Origin of the sequence: Rhizobium herbae, from assembly GCF_019511375.1 — a bacterium.
In the GTDB taxonomy this organism is placed as follows: Bacteria; Pseudomonadota; Alphaproteobacteria; order Rhizobiales; family Rhizobiaceae; genus Pararhizobium; species Pararhizobium herbae_A.
Genome location: NZ_JAEUAO010000001.1, coordinates 199,842 through 216,407, shown reverse-complemented (window position 1 = coordinate 216,407; position 16,566 = coordinate 199,842). Strand labels below are relative to the sequence as shown.

General features: G+C 59.6%; 14 protein-coding genes, 1 tRNA gene and 1 pseudogene. 8 read left to right on the top strand and 8 right to left on the bottom strand.

Annotated elements, in window-relative coordinates:
• Positions 1–21: 21 nt before the first annotated feature.
• On the bottom strand, positions 22–1,239 hold the full coding sequence (locus JNB71_RS01095; protein WP_018325268.1) for an LL-diaminopimelate aminotransferase: 1,218 nt from the start codon (positions 1,237–1,239) through the stop codon (positions 22–24).
• Between the two features lie 121 nt (positions 1,240–1,360).
• A complete protein-coding gene (locus tag JNB71_RS01090; protein WP_220370017.1) occupies positions 1,361–1,846 on the bottom strand; it encodes a hypothetical protein in 486 nt (161 codons plus the stop codon).
• A gap of 24 nt (positions 1,847–1,870) precedes the next feature.
• Here JNB71_RS01090 and phaC point away from each other — a divergent pair, with 24 nt between their 5' ends.
• The 4 genes from phaC to radC are packed head-to-tail and all read left to right on the top strand — an operon-like array spanning position 1,871 to position 6,122.
• Entirely contained in the window at positions 1,871–3,724 is a 1,854-nt protein-coding gene (phaC, locus tag JNB71_RS01085) for a poly(3-hydroxyalkanoate) polymerase subunit PhaC (protein ID WP_220370016.1), read from the top strand.
• A 21-nt stretch (positions 3,725–3,745) separates the two neighbouring features.
• The gene (gene sfsA / locus JNB71_RS01080; protein ID WP_220370015.1) at positions 3,746–4,465 is read left to right on the top strand and encodes a DNA/RNA nuclease SfsA; all 720 of its coding nucleotides are present in this window, start codon (positions 3,746–3,748) and stop codon (positions 4,463–4,465) included.
• A 30-nt stretch (positions 4,466–4,495) separates the two neighbouring features.
• The gene (map, locus tag JNB71_RS01075; RefSeq protein WP_220370014.1) at positions 4,496–5,323 is read left to right on the top strand and encodes a type I methionyl aminopeptidase; all 828 of its coding nucleotides are present in this window, start codon (positions 4,496–4,498) and stop codon (positions 5,321–5,323) included.
• A 7-nt stretch (positions 5,324–5,330) separates the two neighbouring features.
• A complete protein-coding gene (radC, locus tag JNB71_RS01070; RefSeq protein WP_220370013.1) occupies positions 5,331–6,122 on the top strand; it encodes a RadC family protein in 792 nt (263 codons plus the stop codon).
• Between the two features lie 9 nt (positions 6,123–6,131).
• Here radC and JNB71_RS01065 read toward each other — a convergent pair whose 3' ends face one another.
• Positions 6,132–7,202, bottom strand: a complete 1,071-nt coding sequence (locus JNB71_RS01065) for a magnesium and cobalt transport protein CorA (RefSeq protein WP_220370012.1) — start codon at positions 7,200–7,202, stop codon at positions 6,132–6,134.
• A 181-nt stretch (positions 7,203–7,383) separates the two neighbouring features.
• Here JNB71_RS01065 and sthA point away from each other — a divergent pair, with 181 nt between their 5' ends.
• A complete protein-coding gene (gene sthA, locus JNB71_RS01060; RefSeq protein WP_220370011.1) occupies positions 7,384–8,790 on the top strand; it encodes a Si-specific NAD(P)(+) transhydrogenase in 1,407 nt (468 codons plus the stop codon).
• 290 nt (positions 8,791–9,080) lie between these two features.
• Here the strand turns inward: sthA and tig are convergent, their stop codons facing one another.
• The 4 genes and pseudogenes from tig to JNB71_RS01040 all read right to left on the bottom strand — a co-directional run bounded on the left by tig (position 9,081) and on the right by JNB71_RS01040 (position 12,679).
• The gene (tig, locus tag JNB71_RS01055) at positions 9,081–10,556 is read right to left on the bottom strand and encodes a trigger factor (RefSeq protein ID WP_220370010.1); all 1,476 of its coding nucleotides are present in this window, start codon (positions 10,554–10,556) and stop codon (positions 9,081–9,083) included.
• A 171-nt stretch (positions 10,557–10,727) separates the two neighbouring features.
• Positions 10,728–10,812 (bottom strand) — tRNA-Leu (locus JNB71_RS01050).
• Between the two features lie 190 nt (positions 10,813–11,002).
• Positions 11,003–11,571, bottom strand: a pseudogene (locus JNB71_RS01045) (GDYXXLXY domain-containing protein).
• A 1-nt stretch (position 11,572) separates the two neighbouring features.
• Positions 11,573–12,679, bottom strand: coding sequence for a DUF2157 domain-containing protein (locus tag JNB71_RS01040; RefSeq protein ID WP_220370009.1), 1,107 nt, complete (start codon positions 12,677–12,679; stop codon positions 11,573–11,575).
• A gap of 998 nt (positions 12,680–13,677) precedes the next feature.
• Here JNB71_RS01040 and JNB71_RS01035 point away from each other — a divergent pair.
• The 3 genes from JNB71_RS01035 to trmFO all read left to right on the top strand — a co-directional run bounded on the left by JNB71_RS01035 (position 13,678) and on the right by trmFO (position 16,004).
• Positions 13,678–13,821 (top strand): DUF1127 domain-containing protein, encoded by a 144-nt coding sequence (locus tag JNB71_RS01035; protein WP_068955544.1) that lies wholly within the window; start codon positions 13,678–13,680, stop codon positions 13,819–13,821.
• 500 nt (positions 13,822–14,321) lie between these two features.
• Positions 14,322–14,465: a DUF1127 domain-containing protein gene (locus JNB71_RS01030; RefSeq protein WP_068955543.1), complete on the top strand. Its 144-nt coding sequence runs from the start codon at positions 14,322–14,324 to the stop codon at positions 14,463–14,465.
• Between the two features lie 129 nt (positions 14,466–14,594).
• The gene (gene trmFO, locus JNB71_RS01025) at positions 14,595–16,004 is read left to right on the top strand and encodes a methylenetetrahydrofolate--tRNA-(uracil(54)-C(5))-methyltransferase (FADH(2)-oxidizing) TrmFO (protein ID WP_220370008.1); all 1,410 of its coding nucleotides are present in this window, start codon (positions 14,595–14,597) and stop codon (positions 16,002–16,004) included.
• Here trmFO and JNB71_RS01020 read toward each other — a convergent pair.
• A complete protein-coding gene (locus JNB71_RS01020; RefSeq protein ID WP_220370007.1) occupies positions 16,001–16,441 on the bottom strand; it encodes a hypothetical protein in 441 nt (146 codons plus the stop codon). The two genes, trmFO and JNB71_RS01020, sit on opposite strands and share 4 nt — an antisense overlap.
• Between the last annotated feature and the right edge of the window lie 125 nt (positions 16,442–16,566).

Sequence of the window (16,566 nt, the reverse complement as noted above, 5' to 3'; positions counted from 1 at the left end):
GAGGGAACCAGACTCGGCACCTCAGCGATGGGCATTCAACGAAATGACGTTGTGCAAAGTGTCGTCCGCCGTCGAAAGGAACTTCTTCAAGCTGCGGGCAGCCTGCCGAATACGGTGTTCGTTCTCGACAAGCGCGATGCGGATGTAGTCATCCCCCTGCTCGCCGAAGCCGATGCCCGGTGCCACCGCAATGTCGGCCTTCTCGACCAGCAGCTTGGAGAACTCCAGGGAACCGAGATGACGGAATTTTTCCGGGATCTTTGCCCAGGCGAACATTGTGGCGGCCGGCGGCGGCACGTCCCATCCGGCCTTGCCGAAGCTTTCAACCAGAACATCGCGGCGGCGCTTGTAGATATTTCGTACCTCGGCGATGTCGGATCCGTCTCCGTTCAGCGCATGCGTCGCCGCAACCTGGATCGGCGTGAAGGCACCGTAGTCGAGATAGGACTTGACGCGCGTCAGCGCAGCGATGAGGCGCTCGTTGCCGACGGCAAATCCCATGCGCCAGCCGGGCATGGAGAATGTCTTCGACATCGAAGTGAATTCGACGGTAATATCCATCGCGCCCGGCACCTCGAGAACAGACGGCGGCGGCATGTCGTCGAAATAGATTTCGGAATAGGCGAGATCCGACAGAATGATGATGTCGTGCTTCTTGGCGAAGGCCACGACTTCCTTGTAGAAATCGAGCGTCGCTACATGCGCCGTCGGGTTGGACGGGTAATTGATGATCAGCGCAATCGGCTTGGGGATCGAATGTCGGATCGCCCGCTCAAGCGGCGGAAAGAACGTGTCATCCGGCTCAACCGAGATCGAGCGGATCACGCCGCCGGTCATCAGGAAGCCGAAGGCGTGGATCGGATAGGTCGGGTTGGGACAAAGCACGACGTCACCTGGTGCGGTGATCGCCTGCGCCATGTTGGCAAAGCCTTCCTTCGAGCCCAGCGTCGCGACGACCTGTGTATCCGGGTTCAACTTGACGCCGAAGCGGCGCGCATAATAGGCGGCCTGCGCCCGACGCAGGCCCGGGATACCCTTGGACGAGGAGTAGCGGTGGGTGCGGGGGTCCTGGACGACTTCGCACAATTTATCGACGACAGATTTCGGCGTTGGCAGGTCGGGGTTGCCCATCCCAAGGTCGATGATGTCGGCTCCACCCGCTCGCGCGCTCGCTTTCAAACGGTTGACCTGTTCGAAAACGTAAGGCGGCAGACGCCGGACTTTGTGAAACTCTTCCATCTTAAACCTCGTCTTGCGCGGTCTCCGTCGTTCGAATCATCCGTGCACGGAGAAACGCGCGGTGCAATCGGCCCACGCGGCCACGAAACGCTTTGCGTCCAAATCAGCGGAAACGCAAGTGCTAATTCTGTATCTGCTTCAGCGTCTCGGCGCCGTGATTGGCAGCAAGCTGTTGAAGCTCATTCAGGCGGCGCTGATATTCCGCTTCCGAGATTTTGCCGGACGCGCGGGCCGAACTCAATGCCGTGAGCCGCGCTTCCTGGGCGGCGGCTTCCTCATTGCTCATCTGTGCGCTCGCCGCAGGGCGCTTGCCTTCGATTACCGGATAGACATCCGCCGGCACAGGCTTGGCCATGGTCGCGGAATAAGCGGACGGCTTTTCGTCAACCGTCGCTGAGGTGCAACCGGCGAGCACAAGGGCAACACCAACCGCTCCACAGGCCGCTATCACCCGCACTATCTCTGCTTTTCCCGACTTTTTCATCATGCCCCTGCCCGGCCCGTGCCGCTCGATCTTCGCCTGAGGTTTGCCGACTGCCAAAAGGCATGTCCAACATGCGCTGGCACTTGTAATCATTTTAAGGCAGAATGTAAAAAGACAAAACAAACAAACATCTGTGGAGGAAACGGGGTGGCAGAACACAGGAAGACCGAGAACCCCTCCGGCCCAAATACGGATGGTTTCCCCGGCTTCGACCCGAAATCCGTCGATCCATATATCGTCAAGGATCCCGAAGCCTTAGCGGTAAACCTCGCGCGCACGGTGGAGCAACTCGGCAAGGCGGCATCCGCTTGGCTTGCGCCGCGCGAGAGCGGTCGCAAGACCGACCTGATGGCCGATCCGGTCGTCGATATGGTCAAGACGCTGTCGAAAGTCTCCGAATATTGGCTGTCCGATCCCAGACGGACCCTCGAGGCTCAAACCTCCCTGATGGGCAGCTTCTTTTCGATGTGGACACGCACGCTGCAGAAAATGAGCGGCGAAGCCGTCGCCGACCCGGAAGAGGTGCCACAGGACGACAAGCGTTTCGCCGACGCCGATTGGGTCGCCAATCCGTTCTTCGATTTCCTGCGGCAAAGCTATTTCATTACCTCCAACTGGGCGGACCGGATGGTGCGCGATGCCGACGGCCTCGATGATCACACGAGGCACAAGGCCGCATTCTACGTGCGGCAGATTTCGAGCGCCCTTTCGCCGGCAAATTTCGTCACGACCAACCCGCAACTCTATCGCGAAACGGTGGCATCGAGCGGCGCAAACCTCGTCAAGGGGATGCAGATGCTCGCCGAGGACATCTCGGCAGGCGAAGGCGATCTCAAACTGCGGCAAACGGATACGAGCAAGTTCGCAGTTGGCGAGAACATCGCCATTACGCCGGGCAAGGTGATCGCCCAGAGCGATGTCTGCCAGGTTTTGCAGTATGACGCCTCCACCGAGACCGTCCTCAAGCGACCGCTGCTGATCTGCCCGCCGTGGATCAACAAATTCTACGTGCTTGACCTCAATCCGCAAAAATCCTTCATCAAATGGGCAGTCGACCAGGGACATACCGTCTTCGTGATCTCCTGGGTCAACCCTGATGAGCGCCATGCCAACAAGGACTGGGAATCCTATGCCCGCGAAGGCATCGGCTTCGCACTTGACACGATCCGCCTGGCAACCGGCGAAGAGGATGTCAACGCGATCGGCTATTGCGTCGGTGGAACCCTGCTTGCCGCAACGCTCGCCTTGCATGCGAAGGAGGGCGACAAGCGCATCCGCTCGGCGACGCTGTTCACGACGCAGGTCGATTTCACCTATGCCGGTGATCTCAAGGTTTTTGCCGATGAGGAGCAGATCACCCAAATCGAGCAGCGGATGAAGGAGAACGGCTATCTTGACGGCTCGAAAATGGCCATGGCCTTCAACATGTTGCGCGCATCGGACCTGATCTGGCCTTATTTCGTCAACAACTACCTGAAGGGCCAGGAACCTTCGGCCTTCGACCTGCTCTACTGGAACTCCGATTCGACGCGCATGCCGGCGGCGAACCATTCCTTCTATCTGCGCAACTGCTATCTCGAGAACAATCTGACCAAGGGCAAGATGGTGCTGGCGGGGAAGAAGATTTCGCTCGGCGACGTGAAGATCCCGATCTACAATCTCGCTACCAAGGAAGATCACATCGCGCCGGCAAAATCCGTGTTCGTCGGCAGCCAGTTTTTCGGCGGCGATGTCACCTATGTCATGGCCGGATCAGGGCATATTGCAGGCGTTGTCAACCCTCCGGACAAGCACAAATACCAATTCTGGACGGGTGGTCCCGCCACGGGCGATTTCGAGGATTGGGTGGAAACAGCCACCGAGACTCCGGGCTCCTGGTGGCCGCATTGGCATGCCTGGATTGAGGCTCTCGACAGCGAGCGCGTTCCCGCCCGCAAGACCGGCGGAACACTCAATACCCTGGAGGAAGCCCCCGGCTCCTACGTTCGCGCCCGCGCCTGAGGCAGAACGGAATTCGGCTTCATGATCTTCGAACGGCCACTCGTGCCTGCCGTCCTCGTCCAACGCTACAAGCGCTTTCTCTTCGACGCAGTTCTGGAGGATGGCCGCGCGATCACGGGCTCCTGCCCCAATACCGGATCGATGCGCGGCCTGACCTCGCCGGGATCGCCCATCTGGCTCTCCGAGCATGACAGCCCGACGCGCAAACATCGTTACATGCTCGAGATGGTGGACGTGGGCGGCACTGTCGTCGGCATCAATACCGGCCTGCCCAACCGGCTGGCAGAGGAAGCGATCAACGCAGGCCAGATTGGCGATCTGCATCTCTATTCGACCCTGCAGCGGGAGCAGAAATACGGTCGCAACTCTCGCATCGACATGCTTCTGACCGACCCTCAGCGCGGCCGCGCCTATGTCGAGGTCAAAAACGTGCATTTCAGCCGCGCATCAGGACTTGCCGAATTTCCGGATAGCCCGACAGCACGCGGCGCCAAGCATCTCGAGGAACTTGGCGACATGGTCGAGGCCGGCCATCGCGGCATCATGATCTATCTGATCCAAAGGGATGACTGCGCGACCTTCAGGGTCTGCGACGACCTTGACCCTCTCTATGCCCAGGCCTTCCAACGGGCCCGCCAGCGCGGCGTTGAGGCCTTCGTCGTCAAATGCCGGGTTTCCCCGCAGCAAATTACGCCGGACGGCCTGATCATGATGGACGAACCCGCCTTTGCTGATCTATGACAGCAGGGAAAGGCAACTGAAAGTATTGTAATGGTCACCTATATCGAGGCAGCGTCTGCGCCCTACAAGAATACCGGCGTCATCCGCCTCTACACGCCCGAGGATTTCGCCGCCATCAAGCGCGCCTGCCAGGTCACTGCCCGATGCCTCGACGAACTGGCAAACCGCGTCAAGCCGGGTGTGACGACCGACGAGATCGATCGCTTTGTGTTCGAATTCGGTATGGACAACAACGCCCTGCCCGCCACGCTCAATTATCGCGGCTACACGAAGTCCTCCTGCACCTCGATCAATCATGTCGTCTGTCATGGCATTCCCAATGAAAAGCCGCTGCGCGAGGGCGATGTCGTCAATATCGATGTCACCTACATCGTGGATGGCTGGCATGGCGATTCCAGCCGCATGTATCCGGTCGGCGAGATCAAGCGCGCCGCCGAGCGGCTGCTTGAAGTCACCTACGAATGCCTTATGCGCGGCATTGCCGCGGTGAAACCGGGCGCACGCACCGGTGCCATCGGCGAGGCAATCCAGAGCTTTGCCGAAGCGGAGCGTTGCTCGGTTGTGCGCGACTTCTGCGGCCACGGTGTCGGCCGGCTGTTTCATGACGCCCCGAACATTCTGCACTACGGCCGGGCGAATGAAGGTCCGGAAATGCGCGAGGGCATGATCTTCACCATCGAGCCTATGATCAATCTCGGCCGCCCGCATGTGAAGGTCCTGGCCGATGGCTGGACCGCCGTCACCCGCGACCGGTCCCTCTCCGCCCAATATGAGCATACGGTCGGCGTGACGGCCGACGGCTGCGAGATTTTCACTCTGTCACCGGCCGGTCTCGACCGTCCGGGACTGCCAACATAGGTTCGCGATGACCAAGCCCCCTTTCTCTCCCGACAGCGATGATTCGCAACCGGCTGACGAAAGGGGCTTTTTCGCGGAACAGCCAGCAAAACGCTCCGGGCTCGGCATCCAGGCCGCGCAGCAGGAAGAGGCGCACTACCATGGCCACCGCGACCGCCTGCGAACCCGCTACAGAGACCATGGCGACACGGCGCTGGCAGACTACGAAATCCTCGAATTGCTGCTTTTTCGGCTGATTCCGCGCCGCGACACCAAGCCCATCGCCAAAGCCTTGCTCGAGCGCTTCGGGACACTGGCCGGCGTCTTCGCCCCCTCTCCCACCCTGCTGCAGGAAGTGAAGGGCATCGGCGAATCCGTGGCTTTCGATCTGAAGCTCATTTCGACCGTCGCTCACCGCACGCTGAAAAGCGAACTCAAGGGCAAGCAGGTTCTCGCCTCCTGGTCATCCGTGATCGAATACTGCCATGCTGCCATGGCGCACGAGACCCGTGAACAATTTCGGATTCTCTTCCTTGACAAGCGCAATGCATTAATCGCTGACGAAGTGCAGCAGACCGGCACGGTCGATCATACACCTGTCTATCCGCGCGAAGTCGTTAAGCGCGCCCTGGAACTCTCGGCCACGGCATTGATACTCGTCCATAACCATCCCTCCGGCGACCCGACCCCCTCGCGCGCCGATATCGACATGACCAAAATGATCATCGAAACGGCAAAGCCGCTCGGCATCACCGTTCATGACCACATCATCATCGGCAAGGACGGCCATGCCAGCCTCAAGGGGCTACGGCTGATCTGAGGCGGGCGTTCAGAGCCACTTCGCTCGCCGGAACATTCGGTAGAGCAGGCTGCAGGTGACGACGATGACCCCCAGGATCAGAAAATAACCGTAGCGAAATTTCAACTCGGGCATTTCGTCGAAGTTCATGCCGTAGATGCCCGCAATTGCGGTTGGCACCGCCAGGATGGCCGCCCAGGACGCCAGTTTGCGCGAAATTTCCGTCTGCTCGGACTGGCCGATCATCAGGCTGGCCTCGAAGGTGAAGGCAAGCACTTCGCGCAGGGTGTCGATATCTTCCTGGACCCGGCGAACATGATCGGTGACATCGCGAAACAGCGCGTGCAATGTTGCATCCATGCCGGGAAGATCGAGATGCTCATGACGCCGGCAAACATCGACCAGCGGCACGACCGCATTGCGTAACCGAAGCAGGCTGCGCCGCAGGAAATAGAGCCTCTCGATATCCTTTTTGTCCAGCCGATCGCGCAGCACCCGTTCTTCCAGTTCCTCGACCTCGGCATGAATCCCTTCGACGACGGGCATGTAGTTGTCGACGATGAAATCGAGGATGGAATAGAGGATGTAGTTCTCGCCATGCGCCAGCGCAGCCGGCGAAGCCTCGCACCGCTGTCGGACCTGATTGTAGGAGGTGGATGGTCCGTGGCGTACGGACACGACATAGCCGCGGCCGACGAACAGATGGGTCTCGCCGAAGACGATTTCGTCTCCGCCCATATGGGCCGTCCGCGCGACAACGAAAATCGCCTCGCCGTAGATCTCCAGCTTGGGGCGTTGATGGGCATGGCCGGCGTCTTCGATGGCAAGCTCGTGCAGACCGAATTCGGCTTGCACTTCCCGCAGCAACGCTTCGTCGGGCTCATGCAGGCCGATCCAGACGACTGCCTTGTCGCGGTCCCTCCAGTTGTGGGCTTCCTGGATTTCGATGTCACGAATGCGCTGACCATCTTCGTAAACCGCCGCGGCGACAACACCAGGCCGGCTGCGGGGCTTTCCGAGCACGTCGGTTGATTCTTGCTGCGGAGGCAGGTCCTGGTTGAAATCATGGACGCGCGTGACGTCGGTCTCGTGTACGGCCATGGCACCATCTCCCATTGTAAATTCGTCGGCAATATATAAACGCATTTCGTAAAACAGGCACCTGCGAGACCGAGCGTAATTTATAAGGCCTTACTAGACTGTAAGATTGACGTTATAGACGCTTGCGAGTGAACATTGCCGCAACGCACAATGATTCTCCAGCCATCACCGGAAACTCGTCATGAACCAGTATGATCTTTTGGTTGTCGGCAGTGGACCTTCTGGACGCAGGGCCGCGATTCAAGCGGCCAAACTGGGCAAGAGAGTTCTTGTCGTCGAGCAGGGAAAACGAGTGGGGGGCGTCTCTGTCCATACCGGGACCATCCCCTCCAAGACGCTTCGTGAAACCGCGCTGAACCTCACCGGCTGGCGCGAGCGCGGCTTTTACGGGCGTGCCTATCGCGTCAAGCAGGAAATCAGCGCCGACGATCTGCGCCGCCGGCTTCTGATCACGCTTGATCACGAGGTCGAGGTGCTCGAACACCAGTTTGCCCGCAACCGCGTCCAGCACTTGCGCGGCAAGGCGAGCTTCATCGACCCGCAGACGCTGCAGATCGTCAAGGACGATGGAGAAACCATTCGCGTTTCCGGCACGAGCATTCTTCTCGCCGTCGGCACAAAACCGTTCCGCCCGGACTACATCCCTTTCGACGGAAAGACGGTGCTGGACAGCGACGAGTTGCTGGAAATCGAAGATCTGCCGCGTTCCCTGGCCGTGATCGGCGCCGGGGTCATCGGCATCGAATATGCTACGATCTTCAGCGCGCTCGACACACACGTCACGGTGATCGATCCGAAGGCGACGATGCTTGACTTCATCGACAAGGAAATCGTCGAGGATTTTACCTACCAGTTGCGCGACCGCAACATGAAGCTGCATCTCGGCCAGAAGGCGGAAAAGGTCGAGCGGACGCCGCACGGCAAGTGCTCGATCACGCTCGACAGCGGCCGTGTGATCATCTGCGAGATGGTGCTGTTCGCCGCCGGCCGCATGGGCGCCACCGACACGCTGAACTTGTCCGCAGCCGGGCTGGAAGCCGATAGCCGCGGCCGGTTGAGCGTCAACCCCGAAACGTTCCAGACATCGGTGCCAAATATCTATGCCGCCGGCGACGTCGTCGGCTTTCCGAGCCTTGCCTCGACTTCGATGGAACAGGGGCGTATCGCTGCGCGCGTCGCCGTTGGCGCAATCGCCAAGGAACCGCCGAAGTTCTTCCCCTACGGCATTTATGCCGTACCGGAAATTTCCACCTGCGGCCTGACCGAGGAAGAGGTCAAGGAACGCGGTATCCCCTATGAATGCGGCATTGCGCGCTTCCGGGAAACGTCGCGCGGCCATATCATGGGTCTTGATTCCGGCCTCTTGAAGCTGATCTTCTCGCTAAAAACCCGCCGCCTGCTCGGTGTACACATTGTCGGCGAAGGTGCGACCGAGCTCGTCCATATCGGCCAGGCCGTGCTCAATCTGAAGGGCACCGTCGAGTATTTCGTCGAAAACACCTTCAACTATCCGACGCTCGCCGAAGCATACAAGATCGCTGGCCTCGATGCCGGGAACCGAATGGGCGAACTCGTCGCAAAGGGATAGGCGACCCACCGCATAATTCCTGAAATTTATGCAGCACGTTCAACGTGCTACGGCGTGCTTTTCGCGTCGTGCTTGACGCGGCGCTGCAGGTGATCGTGCCGCACGCAGTTTGCCAACGGGGGCGCTGAGGCACTGCTGCGCCTTGCCCTGATCGCTCAAATCTGCGGAGCTCAGGCGCGGTGTCCGACAGGTCGCGACAGCGGGTCTCTTGGTTCCTCAGAAATCTTCACGCATGGCAAAAAGGCCGCCCCTCACGGGACGGCCTCTTCAGATTTCCGGAAACGCCAGACTTATTCGGCGCTATCGTCAGCGGACTTCTTCTTGGCCGGGGCCTTCTTCTTCGGCGCAGCGGCTTCTTCGCCTTCGGCAACTTCAGCCTTGGCAGCGGCCTTCTTCTTCGGCGCGGCCTTCTTCGTTTCCGAAGCGCCCTCTTCGTCATCCGCCATCAGCTCTTCCTTGCTGACGATCTTGTCGGTGACCTTCACTTCGGAGAGCAGGTGATCGACGACCTTTTCTTCGAAGATCGGCGCGCGCAGCGAAGCGGCGGCACCCGGGGTCTTCTGGAAGTAGTCGATGATCTGCTTTTCCTGGCCCGGGAATTGGCGCAGCTGTTCGAACAGCGAGCGCTGCATTTCCTCGTCGCTCACCTGAACGCCGGCCTTTTCGCCAATTTCAGAGAGAACGAGGCCGAGGCGCACGCGGCGTTCCGCCAACTTGCGGTATTCGGCGCGAGCTTCTTCTTCCGTCGTGTCTTCGTCGGCGAAGGTCTTGCCGGCCTGCTGCAGGTCGGTGTTGATCTGGCGCCAGATGTTGTCGAACTCGGCGTCGACGAGGCGCTGCGGCGTGTCGAACTGATAGAGCTCGTCCAGCTGATCGAGGATCTGGCGCTTGACCTTCTGGCGGGTCATCGAGCCGTACTGGCTTTCGATCTGGCCGCGGACGACTTCCTTGAGCTTGTCAGCCGATTCGAGGCCAAGCTTGGTGGCGAGCTCGTCGTTGATTTCGACTTCGGCAGCAGCGGCAACGTCCTTGACGGTGATGTCGAAGGTGGCTTCCTTGCCCGCGAGGTTCGCAGCCGGATATTCGGCCGGGAAGGTTACGGTGATGACTTTTTCGTCACCTGCCTTCACGCCGACGAGCTGCTCTTCGAAACCCGGGATGAAGCGGTTGGAGCCGAGAACCAGTTCGGCATCCTCGTCCTTGCCACCGTCAAAGGCGACGCCGTCGACCTTGCCGAGATAATCGATCGTGACGCGGTCGCCGTTTGCGGCCTTGCCCTTCTTGTTTTCGTAGGTGCGGGCGTTTTCAGCGATCTTCAGGATCTGCTCGGTGACTTCGGCGTCGTCGATATCGACGACTTCGCGCGTCACCTTGATGCCGCTCACATCCTTCAGCTCGATCGCCGGAAGGACTTCGTAAGCCAGCGTGAATTCGAAATCGACCTCTGCGTTCAGGATCTTGTCGGCTTCGGCCTCGTTCTCGGTCATCGCGATTTCCGGCTGGGTCGCCGACTTTTCGCCGCGCTCCGACAGAATCTCGGTCGGCTTTTCGCGAACCAGTTCGTTGACCAGTTCGGCCATGATCGACTTGCCGTACATCTTCTTCAGATGCGCGAACGGCACCTTGCCCGGACGGAAGCCGTTGATACGGACCTTGCCCTTGGCGTCTTCGAGGCGCTCGTTCATACGAGCTTCCATGTCCTTGGCCGGAATGACGACCTTGAGTTCGCGCTTCAGCCCTTCAGCGAGCGTTTCGATAACCTGCATGTTCAAACCTTCATTTCACGTTGACAGGGCTCTGTCGGTGTTCTGTACACGAGCACTTGAGCCGATCCATTTGCCGGGAGTGGCTTTACGCAAATCAGTCACCGTTTTGCAAGCAAAATGGCGCCGTCTTCTCGATCGACGCCAAGAACCAGCCCTGGACGTCCCTTATTCTGGTGCGGGTAGAGAGACTTGAACTCCCACGCCTTGCGGCACCAGAACCTAAATCTGGCGTGTCTACCAATTTCACCATACCCGCGTTCAGAAAACCGCAGCGCCTGCTCGCATCGGCACAGAAGACATCGCTGCAAAAGCCGCAACACATTCTGCGCCGGGTTCAGGGCGTTCCCGAGCGCGGCGTCTCTATATCACCCGTTTGCAATGGATCAAAGGAAAAATACGGTTGCCGTCGTGTTCTTGTCACTTGGCGGAAAACACAACTGTAAAGATCAGTAGAGCGGCTCTTCGTACAGCGGTTTTCCATCGATCGCGATCACGCGGATCTGCATGCGGCCATCGTGGTCAACGCTTGCTGTCACGGCAAGTGCGCTGGTATTGCGCGCCTCCTCCAGCACCCTGCCCTCGCCTTCAGGCACATAATACCGTTCGATCCCATATTCGACATTCAGAGAGGAAGGAGGGTTGTCGGGCGTCGGATAGAAGTAGAAGGGCGCGCTGCGCGCGATCACGCTGGCGTCTTTCGGTGAGAGCGAACCGAAGGAGGCCTCCGCCACGCCCCAGAAACCATCCGATTGCTTCTCGAGCCGCACCGATAGCTGCGCATCCGTAGCTTCCGTCGGAAAACCGCCGGTGATCTTATCAGCGGGAATGGTCGAGATGTCGTAGGCGAGAATGACATAGTCACCGCGTAGCAGATCGCGCGGATCGACGGGAACGGTCTTCAGCACGACATCGGCGCCGCTGCGCGGCTTTCGATCATGTAGCCGAGAAAGGCAGTCTGCAGCAGAGCCACGATGATCGCTGCGACCAGCGGGCGAAAGATCGGATTCTCGCTCATGTCATATGCCCTCCACTGCCGGCTTCGCGGCGAGCCGTTTCTCCAGGCGGATCACCAGCCAGGCGATCAGCCCGACAACGACGCCCGAAATCAGGAAGAAGCCCGACGTACCGAGAATACTGCCAAGCGTCTCGAAGGCCAGATAGAGGATTTCAACGGCGAAGACCGCATAGCCAAGAAACCGCACGGCGCCGTTCAGCCGGCCGGCAACAGCGATACCGCCCAGAGCGACGCCAAGCGTCGTTGCGCCGAGCGCGACCTCCTGGCCAAGCCCGTCCATATCCGCATGCAATGCCGCGAGCCCGAGGATCGCCAGCGCAAAGCTGTAGAACGCGGGCGCAGCGCCCGCCTCTTGAGCAAAGCGATAGAGCGGCGACATCGGTAAACTGACAAGCAGGAACGCCAGCAGGCCAAGGCCGAACAGAGCGGCGGCAAGCCGGACGTCCGGCAGTTCGAGATAGAGCCAGCCGAGCCAGGCCAGGGCGAGCAGATAGGCGAGATGGCGGGCTGCACCAGCATTGGTATAGCGGACCAGTGCGACCACCAGGACAATCAGCCCCGGAATGAAATAGATATAGCCGTTGCCCGCAAAGCTTGCGTCATTATCCATCACCAACTGGCCAAAAACAGCCCACGCCAGAAAGCCCGAGATCACCGAAAGGGCCGCCGAACGAAACGCAAGCGCCGCGACGCAGGCAGCCGCGAACCAGATCAGCAGCGCATCGGCCGCATCGCCTGACAGGTGATACATCTGCCCGACCAGCGCGATCGCGCCGCCGAACGTCATGGTCCCGAGGACAAGAAAGGCAGCCCCCAGGCCGCGCCAACCGCGTCCCAGGCACACAGCTGCCAACAGATAGAAGGCCCAGATCAGGGCGACGATACCGCCGACACGGACAAGCCGGGGAATCGCCTCCCAATTAGCTGCAACCAGCAACAGGATGGCAGCCGACAGGAGGACCGCCGCCAACGCCAGCAGCACCCTGCCTGCACTGAAAACCGTCTCGCGGGAATCATATTCGGCAAGCATTGCCTTCGCTGCGTCGGCGCCAAGCATGCCCTTCGCGACCCAGATATTGAGGTCCTTCTCGATCCGCCCCCTATACATACCCGCCCTCCTTGCATGCGCCTCGCCCACTACACATATCATAGGCACCGGCAAATCATAGTTGAGCCTTCGGGCGACGCGAGGCCTGGGGAAGGCGGAAACGAACGATCATCGTTAATGCACCGTAAAGATTTTCGTGCGAATCTGAGCCTTCGAATGGGCAGCAGGGCGATCGAGCGGGCCTTGCAGAATTCGCATAGCATCCATGATGATATTGCACTGCACAAATTAGCTTTGCTGAACTATATTGAATTCAAGAAGACGGAACGAGATCAGCGAAAGCAATCAGGGCCGTCAGCGGCAAGACCAGCCGCTTCCGCTCCAAGAAGCGGAAAAGGTCGGCGGACCTAAAAGGTCCGCATCATAGAATTCGGAGTGGCGCACTCCTCCTCCCAGCGCCGCTCCGATCAGACGGGCAACACTCCTCCTCCCGGTTGCCTGTCACCGTAAATGACGCCCGCTGGACCTCCTCCCCCAGCGGGCGTTATTCGTTCGGAAGCCGAAAACATCATTATACTCCAGTACCTTGAAGAATAACGAAGTTTGCAGATGCCGAAATATTCGGCATGAGTATGCCGCAAAAACGAGCTAGGCATGCGCGTCTGACATAGGTGCTATTCGCCATTGCCCCTACCCATTTCCGACAGTCAGACTTATCTTGAGGCCAACTTCGGGGCAGCGCACTCCTCCTCCCAGCGCCCCCGATGGGATCGGTAACTCTCCTCCTCCCAGTTGCCGATCAGAACAAGCAACGCCCGCCGGACCTCCTCCCCCGGCGGGCGTTGTTTTTTGGCGTCAGCTCCTCCCGACCTCTTTTGCGCTCACGCGCCGCACAGAATTTGGTCAAATCGTGGCGAATCCCCAAAAAGGATTGCAAGCCGCGCATGGGTGCGATGCAGCATTGTCTCTGTAATTTCAGGGGTTGGCGGCCTATATTCCAATCATCAGATAAAGGCCAGCAGATGGTGCTGGCAGGAACCTTGGAAAGGACCAGCATCGTGAACATTGCTCGCTCGTTCAACAATTGGCGCAAGTACCGTCAGACCTGCAACGAACTCGGCCGCATGAGCGACCGCGAACTGAACGACCTCGGCATCGGCCGCGGCGACATCCAGTACGTTGCCCGCCAGGCAGTCAAGTAAGTCTCGCAACCGGCCGGTTTTTCCGGCCTGATGCGCAGCTGCCAAACGCCCTCCGGTTCAATCCGGCGGGCGTTTTTTTTCGTCTGAATTTTACCTGGCCATCATGGTCGAAGCCGGCACGCTCCGCATGCAAGGCCGGCCGCTGCAGCGCAGCATTTTTGCATGCCCATCTTCCTGGCAATGGAGGATTGGCGGTACACGGACCGGACAATTCGCGCCCCGCCGACGCTTGTCACGCGTGATCTCTCCAAAAGACCCAAAGAAAAAAACGAAACAGGACAAACAGTTAAATTGGTTGCCGCCGCGCCATGGGCTGCCGTTAACCTATGGCTTCTTTTTCAGCACGCGCGCAAAATGACTAGTGAAGCAGCAATGCAGTGCACAAATGCATAGCAGATGCATTTTCTTTGCACTCCATCTTTTTCCGCGAAAGGCGTACATACATCCCAACGAAGCAGGCAAATCACTGCACTGCTCATTTGCTTCTCAAGGAAAAGATCATGAACCCGATTCGTATCGCAAAAAGCTGGATCAACTACCGCCGTACCGTTGCCGAACTCGGCAACCTGTCCAACCACGCCCTGTCGGACATCGGCATCACCCGCTTCGACATCCGCAACATCGCTTCGCGCTCCTTCCGTTAATCGGACAGGATATGTCGAGGGACTAAAAACGGCACCCCGGGGTGCCGTTTCTGATTCCGGGACCTTGCATGGCGCATCGCTATGCAGAACAGGTTCCCTTCGCGCCCGCCTTGCTCTAAATAACGGCGCATGACAAATACATCTTCCTATTCCCCGATTCATATCATCGGCGGCGGTCTCGCCGGATCGGAGGCCGCCTGGCAGATCGCCGAGGCCGGCATCCCTGTTCGCCTCCATGAAATGCGCGGCGTACGCGGCACGGACGCTCACAAGACCGATAACCTCGCCGAACTGGTCTGCTCCAACTCCTTCCGTTCGGACGACGCCACCAGCAATGCCGTCGGCGTGCTGCATGCGGAAATGCGCCTTGCCGGTTCGCTGATCATGTCGGCGGCCGACAAAAACCAGGTTCCTGCCGGCGGCGCCCTCGCGGTTGACCGCGACGGCTTCTCGCATGCGGTAACGCAAGCGATCGAAAATCACCCATTGATCACCGTGGTGCGCGAAGAAGTGTCCGGCCTGCCGCCCAAGGAATGGGACCTCGCAATCATCGCCACCGGTCCGCTGACTGCGCCGTCACTGGCGAGCGCCATCCAGGCCGAAACCGGCGCGGATGCGCTCGCCTTCTTCGATGCCATAGCCCCGATCATTCACACCGACAGCATCAACATGGATGTCTGCTGGTTCCAGTCGCGCTACGACAAGGTCGGGCCCGGTGGCACGGGCAAGGACTACATCAACTGCCCGATGAACGAAGAGCAGTACAATGCCTTCGTCGACGCGCTGATCGCCGGCGACAAGACCGGCTTCAAGGAATGGGAAGGCACCCCCTATTTCGACGGCTGCCTGCCGATCGAGGTGATGGCCGAGCGCGGCCGCGAGACGCTCCGGCACGGCCCCATGAAGCCGATGGGCCTCACCAACGCTCATAATCCAAGCGTAAAGCCCTATGCGGTGGTACAACTGCGTCAGGACAACGCACTCGGCACGCTCTACAACATGGTAGGCTTCCAGACGAAGCTGAAATACGGCGCGCAGGCCGAAGTCATCCGGATGATCCCGGGCCTCGAGAACGCCGAGTTCGCTCGCCTCGGCGGCCTGCATCGCAACACCTACATCAATTCGCCCGTGCTGCTCGATCGATCGCTGACGTTGAAGTCGCGCCCGGGACTGCGGTTTGCAGGCCAGATCACCGGCTGCGAAGGCTATGTCGAAAGCGCCAGCATCGGCCTGCTTGCCGGGCGCTTCGCTGCCGCCGAACGCAAAGGCGAGCCTCTGCCCCTGCCGCCAGCAACGACGGCCTTCGGCTCGCTGCTCAACCACATCACCGGCGGTCACATCGTTTCCGATGACGAACCGGGCAAACGCTCGTTCCAGCCGATGAACATCAATTTCGGCCTGTTTCCGCTCCTGGAACCCGGTTCCATCACCAAACCCGAAGGCGTCAAGCGCTTCCGGGGCAAGGACAAGACGGTGATGAAGAAACAGCTCGTCGCAGCCCGTGCACTCGAAGACTGCGCGGCCTGGCTTGGACGCTAATTTGCCGGCACAGCCCTGATCTCCGACTGCGGGCTGAAGCTGCCGAGCAGCCAGAGGGAAACCTCGGCTGCCACGGCCGGGCTGGCGAACTCGTAGACGCCATCGAGAGAGGTAAAGTCAGCGAAATGCACCACCAGGCCACGGCCGCTTGGCGCGTTGCTGACGTTGACCTTGCCGGGCTCGATCAGATGGCAGACGAAATGGTTTCCGTGTGAGGCCATGAACCCGGCCTTGCCGTCGTGAAGACGGACAAAATAGGCCTTCTCATCTGCCGTCGCGTGAATGGCCCGGATGGCCTCACCTGGAAATGCCCTGCCGAAATCGAGGATAGCCGACCCGGTATCCGGCTCCTGCCGGTCCTTGTCGGCGCGCTCCTTCATCCGCATGTAGAAGGTCCCTGCGAGCAGCATGCAGAGGATGACGATCGGCCAGACCATTGTGCCTGCTCCTTTTTCGTGCCGGTGGCGACAATAACACGCCGCGAGCCTAGAAGACGAAGCTTGCGCCAATGTGCCGTCGGATTCGAAAAACAGCATTTACGACTATGAAATGCCGTTGACGG